Raw genomic sequence first — 15,717 nt, 5'->3', positions numbered from 1 at the left:
CATGCTTAGGTCTCCATGATCCCGGAGCGGCCCATCAAACCGCGCGGGCGCACCAAGAGGATCACGACGGCGACGAGATAGATGATGATCTGATCGATGCCCGGCAGGATCGATTTCACCTCCGTCATGGAGGCGAAGGATTGCAGGATGCCGAGAAGGAAGCCTGCCGCGACCGCGCCGCCGAGCGAGCCCATGCCGCCGACCACGACGACGACGAAGGAGATCACCAGAAAGTCCATGCCGAGATGGTAGTTGGGTGCGAGAATCGGCGCGTACATCGCACCGGCGAGGCCTGCGACGATCGCCGCCAGCGCGAAGACGATGATGAAGCGCTTTTCGATGTCGATGCCGAGAAGTCCGACCGTCTCGCGGTCGCGCATGCCCGCCCGGACCGTCATGCCGAAGGTGGTGAGCTGCAGGAAGGCGAAGACGGCGGCAAGAATGACGAGAGAGAAGCCGAGATAGACGAGGCGCCACCAGGGATAGGAGATCGCCGGGCCGAGGCCGAACCATTCGCCGATGGAGGCGGAGCCGGCCACGGCGGGCGGCGCCGGCACCGGCACCGGATTGGCGCCGAAGATCGCCTTGATGATCTCCTGCAGCACGATCGCGAGGCCGAAGGTGACGAGGATCTGCTCGGCATGGCTGCGCTTGTAGAAATGCCGGATGAGGCCGCGCTCCATGACGACGCCGACGAGAAGCATCAGCGGGATCGTCAGGAGGATCGAAAGCGGCACCGAATAATCGATGATGATCCGCCCCGTATCGCCGAGCCAGCTCTCCAGATACGGGACTTCCTTATAGGCTTCGAAGAAGGTGATGCTCTCGTCGCGAACCCGCGTCGACAGGGTCAGAAGCTTCTGCATGGTCACGGCGCAAAAGGCGCCGAGCATGAAAAGCGCCCCATGGGCGAAGTTGACGACACCGAGCGTCCCGAAGACGAGCGTCAGGCCGAGCGCGATGAGCGCATAGGCGGCGCCTTTGTCGAGACCGTTCAAAATTTGAAGAATAAGCGCGTCCATATCCCCTCCAACCCGCTCGCAAAGCGGGTCGATCAGGCATCAACGGGGGGAGGAAGCCGACCGCACGACGGCGGTCGGCACCGGTTGCTTGGGCCTTAGCAGCCCTGGACCTCGTAGGGGCCGAGCTCGCCGCCGAAGATCGACGGGTCGTAGGTCACCTGTTCGGTCGGCACCACTTCGACGACTTCCAGGATGTCGAACTGGTTGGAGGGGTTTTCCTTGCCCTTCACGACGAGCACCGGCTTGAAGCACTGGTGGTCTTCGGCGCGATAGAGCGTCTTGCCGTTGCCGAGGCCCTCGAATTCGAAGCCTTCCAGCGCCTTGATCACCGCCGGCGGCGTGAACTCGCCCGCCGTCTCGCAGGCATTGGCGTAGAGGATCGTCTGGGCGTAGCAGGTCTGCGCCGCCTGCGACGGCGGCTGGCCGTATTCCTGGCCGAACGACTTGGCAAAGGCCTTGGTGCCCTCGTTGTCGAGCTGCCAGTTCCAGTTGGCGGTGCCGAGAATGCCCTTCACCGCCTCGCCGGCGCCCATCGCCATCAGCTCGGAATAGAGCGGCACGACGATCTGGAAGTCTTTGCCGTTCACCTGCTTCTCGCGCATGCCGAACTGCACCGCCTGGCGCAGCGAGTTCACCATGTCGGAGCCGTAATGGTTGAGGATCAACACGTCGGCGCCGGAATTCAGGACCGGCGTCAGATACTGCGAGAAATCGCCGGCACCGAGCGGCGTGCGCACGGTCTGCACCGTCTCCCAGCCGAGCTTCTCGGTGGCGTCCTTGATCGATTCTTCCTGCGTCCAGCCCCAGGTGTAATCGGCGGTCAGGTGATAGGCCTTGCGGTCCTTGCCGTATTCCTGGGCGAGAATCGGGCCGAGCGCCTGGCCGGACATGTAGGCGTTGAAGAAGTGGCGGAAGCCGTAGCGGCGCTTGTCCTTGCCGGTCGTGTCGTTGGAATGCGTGAGGCCGGCCATGAAGATGACGCCGGTTTCCTGGCACAGCGACTGCACCGCGACCGCGACGCCCGACGAGGAACCGCCGGAGATCATCAGGGCGCCGTCCTTCTCGATCATGCGCTTGGCCGACGCACGGGCGGCATCCGATTTCGTCTGCGTGTCGCCCGATACATAGGCGACCTTCTTGCCGAGAATGCCGTTGCCCTTGAGGTTCGACGGCTTGAAAGTGTTGAGCGCGCCACCGTCGCCTTCACCGTTCAAATGCTTGACGGCGAGCTGGAAGGCCTTGAGTTCATCGAGGCCTTCATCGGCATAAGGGCCGGTCTGCGGCACGTTGAAACCGAGCGTGACTGTGTCGCCCGTCGGCATGTTGCAGTATTCGGCCGCATACGCACCCTTGATGAAGAAATGCGGGGCGGCGAGTACGGTCGCGCCTGCAGCGGAGGCCTTGAGGAGGCTGCGGCGAGACAGACTCGTCCTATCGTTGGTGCTCATGAGCGTTCATTCCTCCAGTATATTTTTCAATTCGTTGGCGGCGGACCGCATTCGGGCGACGCTGGTTCGCCATGCGTTTCGGTATAGGTCCCATGCACCCATCGCAATACTACTTTCGATGGTCCGCGCCGCTCCAACAAGGCTCGGTTGCACTGCCGCAAAAATTTCTGAAGGACAAACGTTCGATCGCGCAAATAAAAAGGCGCCCCGCAGGGCGCCTTTAAAACGTTTCGGCCCGCCCGAATGGGCGGGAATAAAGCTCAGAGTCAGCCTTCGGCGTTTTCTGCCTTGGCGGCTTCCTTCGCTTCCTTGACGGCTGCGCGCTCGGCGGCTGCGATTTCTCGCGCCTCGTCGTTCAAGCGCTTGGCGCGCACGCGCGCATCTTCGGCGATACGTGCCGACTTGCCGCGACGGCCGCGCAGATAATAGAGCTTCGCGCGCCGGACCTTGCCGCGCCGCACAACTTCGAGCTTTTCGATCAGCGGAGAATAGACCGGAAAGACGCGCTCCACGCCCTCGCCGTACGAGATCTTCCGCACCGTGAAGCTCTCGTGAAGACCGCCGCCGGAGCGCGCGATAACGACGCCCTCATAGGCCTGCAGACGGGTGCGGTTGCCGTCCGTCACACGCACATGTACGCGGACCGTGTCGCCCGCCTCGAACTCCGGAATGACACGCCGATCGACGATCGTCGCCATCTCCGCCTGCTCGATCTCTTGGATCGCGTTCATTTCTCAAACCTCTTCGTCGCGCACTGGTTTGTCTCGACGTGTCGTTTCACGACGAAACGACCGTTGCGCGGCTTTGTTTCGCACATCGGATCGGAAGTTGGCGGCCATATACACGCTCTCGCGCCTCATGTCGACGCCCCCGGCATGCAAAAACGACGCTGCGGCGAGACTCTGCGGCGCCGGCACGCCCTGCTGATACGTTTCATCTCTCGTCACAATGGCGGACTTGCCTTTTGCGCTCCGGCGCAGACAGGTTTAGGACGTCCGCCGCCGACAAACGGCCATCCATCGCCCCGAAACGCCTTCGAACCGTCACGACGAAACCTGCGCCATGTCCCTTCTCGACATTCTTCTGCTCGTCCTCGCCGGTTTCGTCTCCGGCGCCATCAATGCGGTTGCCGGTGGCGGTACCTTCATCGCCTTCGGCGCGCTCACCCTCGTCGGCGTCCCGCCGATCACCGCGAACGCCACGACCTCCATCACGCAGTTCCCGGGCTATGTGACCTCGACGCTCGCCTATCGGCGCGAACTGCGAAAAATCGGCCGCGCCTCCTTTCCCTACCTCATCGTCTCCGTCTTCGGCGGGCTCATCGGCGCGCTGGTGCTTCTGGCGCTCGACAATCCGCAATTTCGCGCCATGGTGCCCTGGCTTTTGATCGCCGCGACTTCGCTCTTTGCCGCCGGTCCCCGCGTCACACGCGCCTTGCGGGCGCGCGATCTCCATTCCCCGCCCTGGCTCGCCTGGCTGATCCAGTTCGTCGTGGCGATCTATGGCGGCTTCTTCGGCGCCGGCATGGGCATCATGATGCTCGCCTCGCTCGGCCTCACCGAGGGCGACGATTTTCACCGCATCAATGCCATCAAGACGCTTTTGTCGGTGGTGATCGCCGTCATCGCCATCGCCGTCTTCGTCCAGGGCGGCATCGTCGATTGGAAGGCCGGCTCGGTGATGCTCGTCGCCGTCGCGCTCGGTGGCTATCTCGGCGTCGCCGCGGCACGCAAATTCCCGCAGACCTATGTCCGCGGCTTCGTCATCGCGGTCGGCCTCGTCCTCACCGTCTATTATTTCGTGACGGGCTGAGCGGGTCTCTCCAGGAGATCCGGCCGTCTCTCGCGCGTCAGCCTGAGCGCCTCCGCGCGCCGCCATTCGGCGACCTTGCCGTGATGGCCCGAGGTCAGAACCTCCGGGATCTCGCGCCCCTCGAATTCCTGCGGCCGCGTATATTGCGGATATTCCAGAAGCCCGTTTTCAAAACTCTCTTCAGAGGCCGATTCCGCCTTGCCCATGACGCCGGGCAGAAGCCGCACGACGGCGTCGAGAAGGGCAAGTGCTGCAATCTCGCCGCCCGAGAGGACGAAATCGCCGATCGACACCTCTTCGAGGCCCCGCGCCTCGATCACGCGCTCGTCGATCCCCTCGAACCGCCCGCAGACGATGACGAGGCCGGGGCCTTGGGCCCAATCCTTCACCATTCTCTGTGTCAGGGGGCGTCCGCGCGGGCTCATCAGAAGGCGCGGGCGCGGGTCGCCGTCCGGTGCGGCGGCATCGATCGCCGCCGCCATCACGTCGGCGCGCATCACCATGCCCGGCCCGCCGCCGGCCGGCGTATCGTCGACCATGCGGTGCGTGCCGATGCCGTGCTCGCGGATCTGCCGCGCCTCCAGCGCAAAACGTCCCGCCTCGAGCGCCCGCCCGGCCAGCGAGATGCCGAGCGGCCCCGGAAACATTTCGGGAAAGAGCGTCAGAACGCTCGCCTTGAAGCTCATTCCGGACCGGTCCTAGACCGGCTCGCCGTCATCGGCGGCATAGGCTTTGACGCTTCGCCCGGAGACACCGATCGCCGACAGCGCCTGGCGCCATTCCGCCATATGCGCGGTCTTGAAATGCGCCGCGAGCGCCTCGCGGCTTTCCCATTTCTCGAAGACGCGCACGAGCCCCGCCACGTCGAGATCGAAAGCGAAGGTGTAGAGGAGGCAGCCAGCCTCCTGCCGCGTCGCGGCCATCACCTTCTGCGCCGCCGGCAGAAAGGCGTCGCGCTGGTCCTCGGGAATGCGAAATTCGCCGGCAACGATGATCATGCTCTGTCCTCTTCCGCCGGGCTTTCGCCTGCGTTCTCTGTCTGCGGGGCTTCGTCCTGCGCATCTTCGCGCGCCGCATCGTCTTCCCGCACTTCGATCTCGGCAGGCAGGTCGACGACGATGCGCCCGCCGACAAGATCGATGGAGGGAACCACCTCGCGCGTGAAGGAGACGAGCAGGCTCTCGCCCCGCTCGGGCTTCACCTCGAGGATATCGCCGCCGCCGAAATCGTGCACGGCGACGACCCGCCCGAGCGGCGAACCGTCGGGCGCCTCGGCCGCAAGGCCGATGAGATCGGCGTGATAGAACTCGTCTTCGTCAGGCGCGGGCAGCGCCGCGCGCGCGACGAAGAGCGTCGTGCCGTTGAGCGCCTCGGCCGCATTGCGGTCCGACACGCCCTTGAAGCGGGCGACGACCATGTCGCCCTTGTCGGCACGCAGCTCCTTGACGGAAAAGCTCCGCCCGTCCGACGCAAAAAGCGGCGAATAATCGGCGAGCGCCAGGGGATCGGCGGTGAAGGTTTTCACCCGCACCTCGCCTCTGACGCCATGCGCCCGGCCGATCTTTGCGACGATGAGGCGGTCTCCCGCCGCACGATCTTGCGAAACCGCCATCGGCCCGTCCTGCCGCACCGGCAAAGCGGCGGATTACTCCGCCGCTTCCTCGGCCGGCGCCTCGGCGGCAGCCTTCGCCTCTTCTTCGGCCTGGCGGCGCAGCTCGAGGCGCTCCTTGGCCTTGGCGCCGAGCTCGGCCTTCTTCGGGTTGTTGCGCGCCGGACGCTTGGCAAGGCCGGCCGCGTCGAGGAAGCGCAGCACGCGGTCGGTCGGCTGGGCACCCTGCGACAGCCAGTATTCGACGCGCTCGGTGTTGAGCACGACGCGCTCGGCATGATCCTTCGGCAGAAGCGGATTGTAGGTGCCGACACGCTCGATGTAGCGGCCGTCGCGCGGGGAGCGCTCGTCAGCGGCCACGACCCGGTAGAACGGGCGCTTCTTGCTGCCGCCGCGGGACAATCTCAGTTTCACAGTCATTTCAGTCTTCCTTGCGTTTGAACCTTATTTCTTCTTGCCGCGGCCAAGACCGGGAAGCCCCGGCAGACCGCCCATCCCGCCTCCCATTCCTGGAAGGCCCGGCAATCCTTTGGGCAGGCCGCCCGGCATACCGCCGAGACCGCCCGGGAGCCCGCCAGGCATGCCGCCCGGCAAACCGCCCTTCTGCATCTCTTCCAGCATCGCCGGATCGGGCTGCGCGCCCCCGAAGAGACCGGCCATCTTCTTGTTGCGGCCGAGCTTCTTCATCATGTCCGACATCTGCCGGTGCATCTTGAGGAGCTTGTTGACGTCCTGCACCTCGACGCCGGAGCCCGCCGCCACGCGCTTCTTGCGGCTCGCATTCATCACCGCCGGCTTCTGCCGCTCCTGGCGCGTCATCGACGAGATGATGGCGAGCTGGCGTTTCACGACGCTGTCGTCGATGCCGGCCGCAGCCACCTGCTTCTTCATTTTGCCGATGCCCGGCATCATGCTCATGATGCCCGACATGCCGCCGATCTTTTCCATCTGACGAAGCTGTTCGGCGAAATCCTCGAGGTCGAACTCGCCCTTCTTCATCTTCTGGGCGGTCTTGAGGGCCTTCTCCTGGTCGATCTGCTCCGACGCCCGCTCGACGAGCGAGACGATGTCGCCCATGCCGAGGATGCGGTCGGCGATGCGCGAGGGATGGAAGGCCTCGATCGCGTCGATCTTTTCGCCGGTGCCGATGAGCTTGATCGGCTTGCCGGTGACGGCGCGCATGGAAAGCGCCGCACCGCCGCGTCCGTCGCCGTCGATACGGGTGAGGACGATGCCCGTGACCGCGCAGCGCTCGTTGAAGGAGCGCGCCACATTGACGGCGTCCTGACCGGTGAGCGCGTCGGCGACGAGGAGGATTTCATGCGGATTGGAAGCCCGCTTCACCTCCTCCATCTCGATCATCAAGGGCTCGTCGATATGCGTGCGGCCCGCCGTATCGAGCATGAGCACGTCGTAGCCGCCGAGGCGAGCCGCATTCTGCGCCCGCTTGGCGATGTCGACCGGCCCCTGCCCTTCGATAATCGGCAAGGTCGCGACGCCGATCTGTTCGCCCAGCACCTTGAGCTGCTCCTGCGCCGCCGGCCGGCGGGTGTCGAGCGAGGCCATCAAGACCTTCTTCTTCTCCCGCTCCGACAGGCGCTTGGCGATCTTCGCCGTCGAGGTCGTCTTACCCGAGCCCTGCAGGCCGACCATCATGATGGCGACGGGCGGCGCGGCGTGAAGATTGATCTCCGAGGCTTCCTCGCCCAGCATCTCGACGAGCTGGTCGTGGACGATCTTGACGACCATCTGCCCCGGCTTGACGGAGCGCACGACTTCGGCGCCGACGGCACGCTCGCGCACCTTCTCGATGAAGGCACGCACCACTTCGAGCGCGACGTCCGCTTCCAGAAGCGCACGCCGCACTTCCCGCAGCGCTTCCGAGACGTCCTTCTCGGAAAGTGCTCCGCGGCCGGTGATCTTGTCGAAGATGCCTGAAAGGCGATCTGATAGGGTATCGAACATGGCGCGTCTCGAGCGTTCAATGCAAATTGCATCCGCGGGCGAACCTTCGCTGGCGGATGGTGACCTCCGGAATCCCGTTCCGGTCGGCGGGTCGTAAATCTGGCTCTTTTATAGAGTGTCGCTCACCTAAGCGGCAGCGCGCCACAAGTCAAGGATGCGCCGCGCCCGCAAACCGCGAATCGGCGCCCCGGTCGCGGCCGAGCGTGCCGTGCAGTTCCGCCTCCAGCTCCTCCACCGCGCTCCGGATCTCGTCCATCAGCTCGAGCGCCAGCTGCGACAGCTCCTGATAGGTCGAGGTCAAAAGCCAGGTCGTCATGGCGATCGGCTCGGTGAGCGGGCGGAACACGACCTCCGGAAAGCTCGCCTCGAAAGACACGAGCGAGGGCACGATCGCCACCCCGCATCCGGCCGCCACCATGCTGCAGGCCGCATCCGCCATCTGCACTTCCGCTGCCGGCCGCATCGCCAGCCCCGCACGCTGAAACGCCTCGTCGATGAGCGGATAGGAAAGATCGTCCCGCCCGAGCGCCACGAGACGCTCCCCGGCGATGCTTTCAAGCGAGATCGCCGCCTTGCGCGCCAGAGGATGCTCGCGGCGCAGCGCGCAGATCATCGAGATGTTGGTGAACGGCTCGCAATGCAGCGCCGGATTGCTCGTCGGCACGAGCGAGATGCCGAAATCCGCCGCACGCGTGATCATCGAATTCTCGACGCTGCGCGACGTGCGCGTGAAGAGGGAGAGAAGCACGTCGGGGCGGTCGCACAAGAGCTCGCCCACCTTGCGCGGAATGAGCCGCATGCTCATTGCCGGAAAGGCGACGATGGAGATCTCGCCGCGCTGCAATTCGCGGATGGCGCGCGCCGCCTCGTGCACGCGCGTCAGCCCCTGCTCCAGCTTGGAGGTCTCGACGAACAATTGCCGGGCCTCCGGCGTCGGCACGACACGGCCCTTGGTGCGGGTGAAGAGCGGCAGATCGCAGGCCACTTCGAAGGCGTGCAGCAACTTGCTCACGGCCGGCTGGCTGACGAACAATCCTTCCGCCGCTTTGGTCACGGACCCGGCCTTCATGACGGCGTTGAAGGCTTCGACCTGCCGGATATTGGGCTTCGCCAAGGCGCACCTCATAACCTTTGGGAATGAGGTGTACATATAATCTCATTTGAAACACCCGGAAAACGCCCATTCAATGATCATGTCTCAAAAGAATACAGAGGGGTTCTCAATGAAACCGGTCATCATGGCGCTTGCGGCCGCAAGCTCCCTCCTAGCCGTTCAGACCGCCCAGGCGAAGGATACCCTCGTCGTCGGCGGCTATGGCGGCTCTTTCGAAACCTTGATGAAGGAAGTCGTCTTCCCCGAATTTGAGAAGACGCATGACGTGACGATCCAGTTCGTCGCCGGCAATTCCACCGAAAACCTCGCACGCCTGCAGGCGCAGAAGGGCAATCAGGAGCTCGACGTCGTCATTCTCGACGACGGCCCGATGTATCAGGCGGACGCCCTCGGCTTCTGCGCCCCGATGAGCAAGGCGGCGGTCTTCGACGACGTCTACGATCTCGCCAAGCTCGGCCCCAACTCCATCGGCGTCGGCTTCGTCGCCACCGGCTTCACCTACAACACCGAATGGTTCGAGCGCGAAGGCTGGGATCCCCCCGCCAGCTGGGAAGACCTGAAGGATCCGAAATACGAAGGCATCCTGTCGATCCCGCCGATCACCAACACCTATGGCCTGCACACCCTCATCATGATGGCGCGCCTCAACGGCGGCGGCGAGAAGGACATCGATCCGGGCTTTGAGGCGATGGCCGACGACGTCGCGCCGAACGTGCTCGTCTTCGAGCCGTCCTCAGGCAAGATGTCGGAGCTCTTCCAGTCGCAGGAAATCGCTCTGTCGATCTGGGGTTCGGGCCGCACCAAGTCGCTCGCCGATACGGGCTTCCCGGCGAAATTCGCCTACCCGAAGGAAGGCGCAGTCGCCCTCATGCTCGCCGCCTGCCCGGTCGTCGACAGCAATGTCTCCGAGGTCGCCAACGAGTTCATCCAATATCTCCTGACGCCGGAGATCCAGGTGAAGCTCGCCGACGTCATGGGCTCCGGCCCGGTCAACCGCAAAGCGGAGCTGACCGAAGAGCAGGCCTCCTTCCTGCCTTATGGTCCTGAGCAGATCGAGAGCCTCGTCGCCGTCGACTGGGATACGATCAACCCGAACCGCGAAGAGTGGACCAAGCGCTGGGCGCGCGAGGTCGAGCGCTGAGTTGAACGGCATTGCGGGAGTGCTCGGCACTCCCGCCTTCGCCCCCACCTGCCGGCTTTGCGAGTTCACAGATGCCTTTCCTTCAGCTTAGCGGCCTGACCAAGCGCTTCGGCGATGTCGTGGCCGTCGAAGATTTTTCGCTCGCCGTCGAGAAAGGCGAGTTCGTCTCCCTCCTCGGTCCCTCCGGCTGCGGCAAGACCACGACGCTGCAGATGATCGCCGGCTTCGAGCAGCCGACCTCCGGACACATCATGCTCAACGGCCGCCATCTGGAAGAGGTGCCGGCGCGCAACCGCGGTCTCGGCATCGTCTTCCAGACCTATGCGCTCTTCCCGCATATGACGGTGGAAGAGAACGTCGCCTTCGGCCTGGAGATGCGCGGCATCGACAAGAAGGAGCGTGCGCGCAAGGTCGCCGGAGCGCTGGAGCTCGTGCAGCTTGCCCATCTCGCCAAACGCTATCCCCGGGCGATGTCCGGCGGCCAGCGCCAGCGCGTGGCGCTCGCCCGTGCCCTCGTCATCGAGCCGGAGCTCCTTCTCCTCGACGAGCCGCTCTCCAATCTCGACGCCAAGCTGCGCGAGGAAATGCAGCTCGAACTCCGCCGCATCCAGCAGGAAGCGGGCGTGACGACGCTTCTCGTCACCCACGACCAGAACGAGGCAATGGCGCTCTCCGACCGTGTCGCGGTCATGCATCACGGCCGCCTGATGCAGGAAGAGACGCCCTTCCACGTCTACGAAAACCCGAAATCCTCCTTCATCTCGACCTTCCTCGGCAAGACCAACAGCCTTGCCGCCACGCTGAAGACGACGAATGACGAAGGCTCCGCTCTCGACTGCAACGGCATGGAGCTTGCCGGTCCGCCCGCCCATCTGCGGCCCGGCCCGATCACCGTCTCCCTGCGTCCTGAACGCATCGAGATCGTCGCAGAGGGCGAAGCCGTCGTCTCCGGCCCGGTGATCGAGCGCATTTTCCTCGGCGACCAGTGGCTCTTCCGCATCGAGACGCCGCTCGGACCTCTCCTCGTCGTGCGCCGCAACCGCGGCCAGCGCGAGCCGGAACACGGCGAGACCGTGCATCTCGCCTGGACGCCCCATCATCTGCGCCTCCTGCCGAAGGAGGATGGCGCGGCATGACACGTCAAGCGAAATCCAGACCCTGGATCCTGAGCGCCCCCGCGCTCCTGCTCTTTCTCGTTTTGCTGCTGGTGCCGCTGGTGATGACCTTCATCCTCAGCTTTCACAGCTTCTCCTTTTATGGCGGCATCACCCCGACCTTCTCGCTGGAGAATTACGTCGAGGTCCTGAGCGACGGCTATTTCTACGAGATTTTCGGGCGCACCTTCGCGATCGCGCTCGCCACCACGCTCATCTGTGCCGCGATCGGTCTGCCGCAGGCCTATTTCCTGTCGCGCATGCACCCGTTCTGGCGCTCCGTGATGCTCCTCGTCGTGCTCGGTCCGCTTCTCATCTCCGTCGTGGTGAGGACGCTGGGCTGGGCGATCCTTCTCGGCAACAAGGGCGTCATCAACGACGCGCTGCGTGACCTCGGCCTCATCACCTCGCCGATCCGCATGATGTACACCTCGGGCGGCATCGTCCTCGCCCTCGTCCATGTCATGGTGCCGTTCATGATCCTCGCCATCTGGGCGGCGCTCCAGCGCACGGATCCGGCGACGGAAAGTGCCGCGGAATCGCTCGGCGCCCGGCCCTGGACCATCTTCCGCAGGATCGTCCTGCCGCAGGCGATGCCGGGCATCCTGTCGGGCTCCCTCATCGTCTTTTCGCTGTCGGCGAGCGCCTTCGCCACGCCGGCCATCCTTGGCGGCCGCCGCGTCAAGGTCGTTTCCACCACCGTCTATGACGAGTTCCTGAACACCTTGAACTGGCCGCTCGGCGCAGCGATCGCGATCCTGCTTCTGGTCTCGGTGCTCGCCATCATGGTCGGCTGGAACCGGCTCGTCGAACGTCGTTTCGCGGGGGTCTTCGAATGAGACACAACGGCCTCTTCGCCAAAGGTTTCAGCGTTCTTTTCGCGACCTTCATGCTGGCGCCGCTCGTCGTCGTCATCGGCGTCTCCTTCACGCCGGAAGGCTTTCTGGAATTTCCGCCGAGCGGCCTGTCGCTGCGCTGGTTCCGGGCGATCCTCGACAATCCCGATTTCATCGAAGCGGCCTGGATCAGCCTGCAGCTCGGTGTCGCCTCCGCGACCGTCTCCTCCATCTTCGCCGTCCCGGCGGCGCTCGCCATCGGCCGCGGCCGCTTTCCGGGCCGTGACGTGCTTCAGGCCTTCTTCCTGTCGCCTTTGACCGTGCCGACCGTGGTTCTCGGCATCGCCTTCCTGCGCTTTCTCAGCTTCCTCAACGCCAACGGCACCTTCGTCGGGCTGATGCTCTGCCATGCGATCATCATCATGCCCTTCATCCTGCGTCTCGTTCTCGCCTCGGTGACCGGCCTCGACCGGTCGCAGGAACAGGCAGCGGTGTCGCTCGGTGCCTCCGACTGGACCGTCTTTCGCCGCGTCACGCTGCCGGCCATCATGCCGGGCGTCATCGGCGGCTGGGTCCTTGCTTTCATCACCAGCTTCGACGAACTCACCGTGACGGTGTTCATCGTCAGCCCCACCACAACGACATTGCCAGTGCGTCTCTTCTCCCACATCACGCAGACGACGGATCCTCTCGTCGCCTCCATCTCCACGGTCGCCATCCTGTTTACCGTGGGTCTCATGTTCCTCGTCGACCGCATCTACGGCCTCGATCGCCTCCTCATCGGCGAGGGCGCACGATGAAGGCGGACACCATCGTCATCGGCGGCGGCCTCGTCGGCGCCGCCATCGCCTATGGCCTCGCCCGCGAGGGCGAAAAGGTCGATCTCCTCGACGAGGGCGACGTCGCCTTTCGGGCCTCCCGCGGCAATTTCGGCCTCGTCTGGGTGCAGACGAAGGGCCTCAAAATGCCCGAATATGCGCGCTGGACGCGCCGTTCGGCGGATGTGTGGCCGGAATTTTCCGACACCCTCCTGGAGGAGACGGGCGTCTCCACCGCCTATCACAAGCCGGGCGGCGTGCATGTCTGCGTCGGCGAGGAGGAGCTTGAGGAACAGGTCACGATCCTCAACCGCATGAACCAGGAGCATGGCGCGGAATACTACGGCGCCCGGGTTTTGAGCCGCGCCGAGCTCGACGACATGCTACCGGGCCTCGGCCCCGATGTCGTCGGCGGCACCTATTCGCCGCATGACGGCCACGCGAGCCCGCTCTATCTGATGCGCGCTCTGCATGCGGGCCTCCTGAAGCATGGCGGCCGCTATCATCCGAACGCCCGCGGCATCGAGATCGAGAGAGAGGGCGGCCACTTTGCCGTGCGCACCCCTGCCGGCATCTTCACCGGTGCCAAGGTCGTGCTCGCCGCCGGCCTCGGCAATCGCGATCTGGGCGAAATGGTCGGCCTCGACATTCCCGTCGAACCGCTCAAGGGCCAGATCCTGGTGACGGAGCGCACCGCGCCTCTCTTCACCATGCCGACGCATGTCGTGCGCCAGACCGACGAAGGCTCCATCATGATCGGCGACAGCCATGAGGATGAAGGCTTCGACACCACTTCAAAGCCGCGCATCATGGCGGACATCGCCGCCCGCGCCCTGCGCGCCTTCCCGTTTCTGAAAGATCTGCGCGTCGTGCGCTCATGGGCGGCGCTGCGGGTGATGAGCCCCGACGGCCATCCGATCTATCAGCAATCCGAAACCCATCCCGGCGCCTTCAGCGTCAATTGCCATTCCGGCGTCACGCTCGCCGGCGCCCATGCGATGGCGCTCGCGCCGATGATCGCCCGCGGCCGGCTCGACGACGAGATGGCCGCCTTTTCAGCAAGGAGATTCAATGTTCAAGCGCGCTGAGGAGACGGGCGCTCCCTCCCTCTCCTTCACTTTCGAAGGCAAGGCCCTGAAGGCCCGCACCGGCGACACGATCGCGGCGGCTCTTCTCGCGGCCGACGAACGCATTTTCCGCACCACGCCGGTCACCGAGACGCCGCGCGGCCCCTTCTGCCTGATGGGCGTCTGCTTCGACTGCCTCGTCGAGATCGACGGCGTGCCGAACCGCCAGGCCTGCATGGTGCAGGTCGAAGAGGGCATGCAGGTGCGCCGCCAGTCGGGCAGCGCGGAGGTGATCTCCTGATGAGCGCGACGACCCAAACCCGCTACGACGTCGCCATCATCGGCGCCGGTCCGGCCGGCATGGCCGCCGCGGTGGAAGTCACCAGGGCCGGGCTTTCCGCGATCGTTCTCGACGAACAGCCGGCACCCGGCGGACAGATCTATCGCGGCATCGAGACGAGCGACGAGAAGCGCACAAAGGTCCTTGGGCCCGATTATGCCGCCGGCCGCGACATCGCCAAAGCCTTCCGCGCGTGCAGCGCCGAATATCTCCCCGGCGCCACCGTCTGGAACATCGACAGTGCCCTCGGCATCGACGTGTCGCTCGGCCAAGGCTCCAAACACATCCAGGCCGGCGCCATCGTGGTGGCGACGGGCGCCATCGAACGGCCGACGCCGATGCCGGGCTGGACGCTTCCGGGCGTCACCACGGCCGGCGCTCTGCAGATCCTCCTGAAGGCGAACGGCGTCGTCTCCGACGATGTCGTCTTCGTCGGCTCCGGTCCGCTCCTGTCGCTGATTGCCGCGCAGATGCTGAAGGCCGGCGTCAAGCCGCGCGCCATTGTCGAAACCGTGCCGCAGAGCCGCTACGTGGCCGCGCTCAAGCATCTTCCGGCAGCCCTCGGCGCCGCATCCTATCTCGTGAAGGGCATGGCGATGATGCTGTCGCTGCGCCGTGCCGGCGTGCCGATCTACCGCGATGCAACCGGGATCCGCATCGAGGGCAATGGCAAGGCGGAGGCCGTGACCTTCACGAGCGGCGGCAAATCCCACCGTCTCGAGACCACCTCCGTCGCGCTCCACCAGGGCATCGTGCCGAACCAGCAGGTCACGCGCCTCCTACGCTGCGAGCACGAATGGAACAAGAGCCAGCACTGCTTCGTGCCGAAGGTCGACGAGTATTTCGAGACGACCATGGCCGACGTCTATGTGGCAGGCGACGGTGCGGGCATCGGCGGCGCGGTTGCCGCCAGGCTGCGCGGGCGTCTCGCGGGCCTCAGGATTGCGGAAAAGGCCGGTCGCGGCAACGCCCAGGAGCGCCGCTCCGTCACCGATGCGCTCATGCGCGAAGCGAAGATCCGGCCGCTTCTGGAAACCCTTTATGCGCCCTCGCCGGAAATCCTCGCCCCCGCCGACGAGACGCTCGTCTGCCGCTGCGAGGAGGTGACGGCCGGCGACATCCGCAAGGCCGTCGATCTCGGAGCGCCAGGCCCCAACCAGGTGAAATCCTTCCTGCGCAGCGGCATGGGCCCCTGTCAGGGCCGCATGTGCGGCCTCGCCGTCAGCGAGATCATCGCCAGCCGGCGCGGCGAACCGATCTCGGAGATCGGCTATTACCGCATCCGTCCGCCCCTGAAGCCGCTCCTCCTGTCGGAGCTCGCAGCCCTCGAAAGCGAGGAAGCCGTTCCGGCCGATCTCGCCGACGAATCCGCAGCCGTACACTGAGGACAC

The 15,717-nt window shown here is 65.0% G+C and carries 17 protein-coding genes; 8 read left to right on the top strand and 9 right to left on the bottom strand.

From position 1 onward, the window contains the following. Nucleotides 1-5: 5 nt before the first annotated feature. The 3 genes from L0F51_RS16710 to rplS form a co-directional block, all read right to left on the bottom strand. Nucleotides 6-1,022: a branched-chain amino acid ABC transporter permease gene (locus L0F51_RS16710; protein ID WP_234630273.1), complete on the bottom strand. Its 1,017-nt coding sequence runs from the start codon at nucleotides 1,020-1,022 to the stop codon at nucleotides 6-8. A gap of 95 nt (nucleotides 1,023-1,117) precedes the next feature. After that, on the bottom strand, nucleotides 1,118-2,470 hold the full coding sequence (locus L0F51_RS16705) for a substrate-binding protein (protein ID WP_234630272.1): 1,353 nt from the start codon (nucleotides 2,468-2,470) through the stop codon (nucleotides 1,118-1,120). A 266-nt stretch (nucleotides 2,471-2,736) separates the two neighbouring features. Then, nucleotides 2,737-3,201 (bottom strand): 50S ribosomal protein L19, encoded by a 465-nt coding sequence (gene rplS, locus L0F51_RS16700; protein WP_234630271.1) that lies wholly within the window; start codon nucleotides 3,199-3,201, stop codon nucleotides 2,737-2,739. Nucleotides 3,202-3,532: 331 nt separating this feature from the next. On the opposite strand from rplS, the gene L0F51_RS16695 reads away from it, so the two are divergent. Continuing rightward, entirely contained in the window at nucleotides 3,533-4,282 is a 750-nt protein-coding gene (locus tag L0F51_RS16695) for a sulfite exporter TauE/SafE family protein (protein ID WP_234630270.1), read from the top strand. On the opposite strand, the gene trmD is transcribed toward L0F51_RS16695, so the two are convergent. The 6 genes from trmD to L0F51_RS16665 form a co-directional block, all read right to left on the bottom strand. Then, the gene (trmD, locus tag L0F51_RS16690; RefSeq protein ID WP_234630269.1) at nucleotides 4,264-4,968 is read right to left on the bottom strand and encodes a tRNA (guanosine(37)-N1)-methyltransferase TrmD; all 705 of its coding nucleotides are present in this window, start codon (nucleotides 4,966-4,968) and stop codon (nucleotides 4,264-4,266) included. The two genes, L0F51_RS16695 and trmD, sit on opposite strands and share 19 nt — an antisense overlap. 12 nt (nucleotides 4,969-4,980) lie before the next feature. Continuing rightward, the gene (locus L0F51_RS16685; protein WP_234630268.1) at nucleotides 4,981-5,280 is read right to left on the bottom strand and encodes a putative quinol monooxygenase; all 300 of its coding nucleotides are present in this window, start codon (nucleotides 5,278-5,280) and stop codon (nucleotides 4,981-4,983) included. Continuing rightward, entirely contained in the window at nucleotides 5,277-5,894 is a 618-nt protein-coding gene (rimM, locus tag L0F51_RS16680; protein ID WP_234630267.1) for a ribosome maturation factor RimM, read from the bottom strand. The genes L0F51_RS16685 and rimM overlap by 4 nt, the downstream gene beginning before the upstream one ends. A gap of 33 nt (nucleotides 5,895-5,927) precedes the next feature. Further along, on the bottom strand, nucleotides 5,928-6,311 hold the full coding sequence (gene rpsP / locus L0F51_RS16675) for a 30S ribosomal protein S16 (protein ID WP_128290684.1): 384 nt from the start codon (nucleotides 6,309-6,311) through the stop codon (nucleotides 5,928-5,930). Nucleotides 6,312-6,335: 24 nt separating this feature from the next. After that, the gene (gene ffh, locus L0F51_RS16670) at nucleotides 6,336-7,856 is read right to left on the bottom strand and encodes a signal recognition particle protein (protein ID WP_234630266.1); all 1,521 of its coding nucleotides are present in this window, start codon (nucleotides 7,854-7,856) and stop codon (nucleotides 6,336-6,338) included. 148 nt (nucleotides 7,857-8,004) lie between these two features. Continuing rightward, nucleotides 8,005-8,970: a LysR substrate-binding domain-containing protein gene (locus tag L0F51_RS16665; protein ID WP_234630265.1), complete on the bottom strand. Its 966-nt coding sequence runs from the start codon at nucleotides 8,968-8,970 to the stop codon at nucleotides 8,005-8,007. A gap of 109 nt (nucleotides 8,971-9,079) precedes the next feature. Here L0F51_RS16665 and L0F51_RS16660 point away from each other — a divergent pair, with 109 nt between their 5' ends. From L0F51_RS16660 to L0F51_RS16630, 7 genes are all read left to right on the top strand, one after another. Further along, nucleotides 9,080-10,111 (top strand): ABC transporter substrate-binding protein, encoded by a 1,032-nt coding sequence (locus L0F51_RS16660; RefSeq protein ID WP_234630264.1) that lies wholly within the window; start codon nucleotides 9,080-9,082, stop codon nucleotides 10,109-10,111. A gap of 71 nt (nucleotides 10,112-10,182) precedes the next feature. Then, nucleotides 10,183-11,247 (top strand): ABC transporter ATP-binding protein, encoded by a 1,065-nt coding sequence (locus tag L0F51_RS16655; RefSeq protein WP_234630263.1) that lies wholly within the window; start codon nucleotides 10,183-10,185, stop codon nucleotides 11,245-11,247. Further along, a complete protein-coding gene (locus L0F51_RS16650) occupies nucleotides 11,244-12,104 on the top strand; it encodes an ABC transporter permease (protein ID WP_234630262.1) in 861 nt (286 codons plus the stop codon). Before L0F51_RS16655 ends, L0F51_RS16650 begins: the two co-directional genes overlap by 4 nt. Further along, a complete protein-coding gene (locus tag L0F51_RS16645) occupies nucleotides 12,101-12,901 on the top strand; it encodes an ABC transporter permease (protein WP_128290678.1) in 801 nt (266 codons plus the stop codon). The genes L0F51_RS16650 and L0F51_RS16645 overlap by 4 nt, the downstream gene beginning before the upstream one ends. Then, a complete protein-coding gene (locus L0F51_RS16640; RefSeq protein ID WP_234630261.1) occupies nucleotides 12,898-14,007 on the top strand; it encodes an FAD-binding oxidoreductase in 1,110 nt (369 codons plus the stop codon). Before L0F51_RS16645 ends, L0F51_RS16640 begins: the two co-directional genes overlap by 4 nt. Beyond that, nucleotides 13,991-14,287, top strand: a complete 297-nt coding sequence (locus L0F51_RS16635; protein WP_128290676.1) for a (2Fe-2S)-binding protein — start codon at nucleotides 13,991-13,993, stop codon at nucleotides 14,285-14,287. Before L0F51_RS16640 ends, L0F51_RS16635 begins: the two co-directional genes overlap by 17 nt. Further along, a complete protein-coding gene (locus L0F51_RS16630) occupies nucleotides 14,287-15,711 on the top strand; it encodes an NAD(P)/FAD-dependent oxidoreductase (RefSeq protein ID WP_234630260.1) in 1,425 nt (474 codons plus the stop codon). Before L0F51_RS16635 ends, L0F51_RS16630 begins: the two co-directional genes overlap by 1 nt. The last annotated feature ends 6 nt before the right edge of the window (nucleotides 15,712-15,717 follow it).

It is taken from the genome of Afifella sp. H1R, assembly GCF_021462425.1.
Lineage (GTDB): Bacteria > Pseudomonadota > Alphaproteobacteria > Rhizobiales > Afifellaceae > Afifella > Afifella aestuarii.
This window is presented reverse-complemented; position numbering and strand designations above follow the sequence as displayed.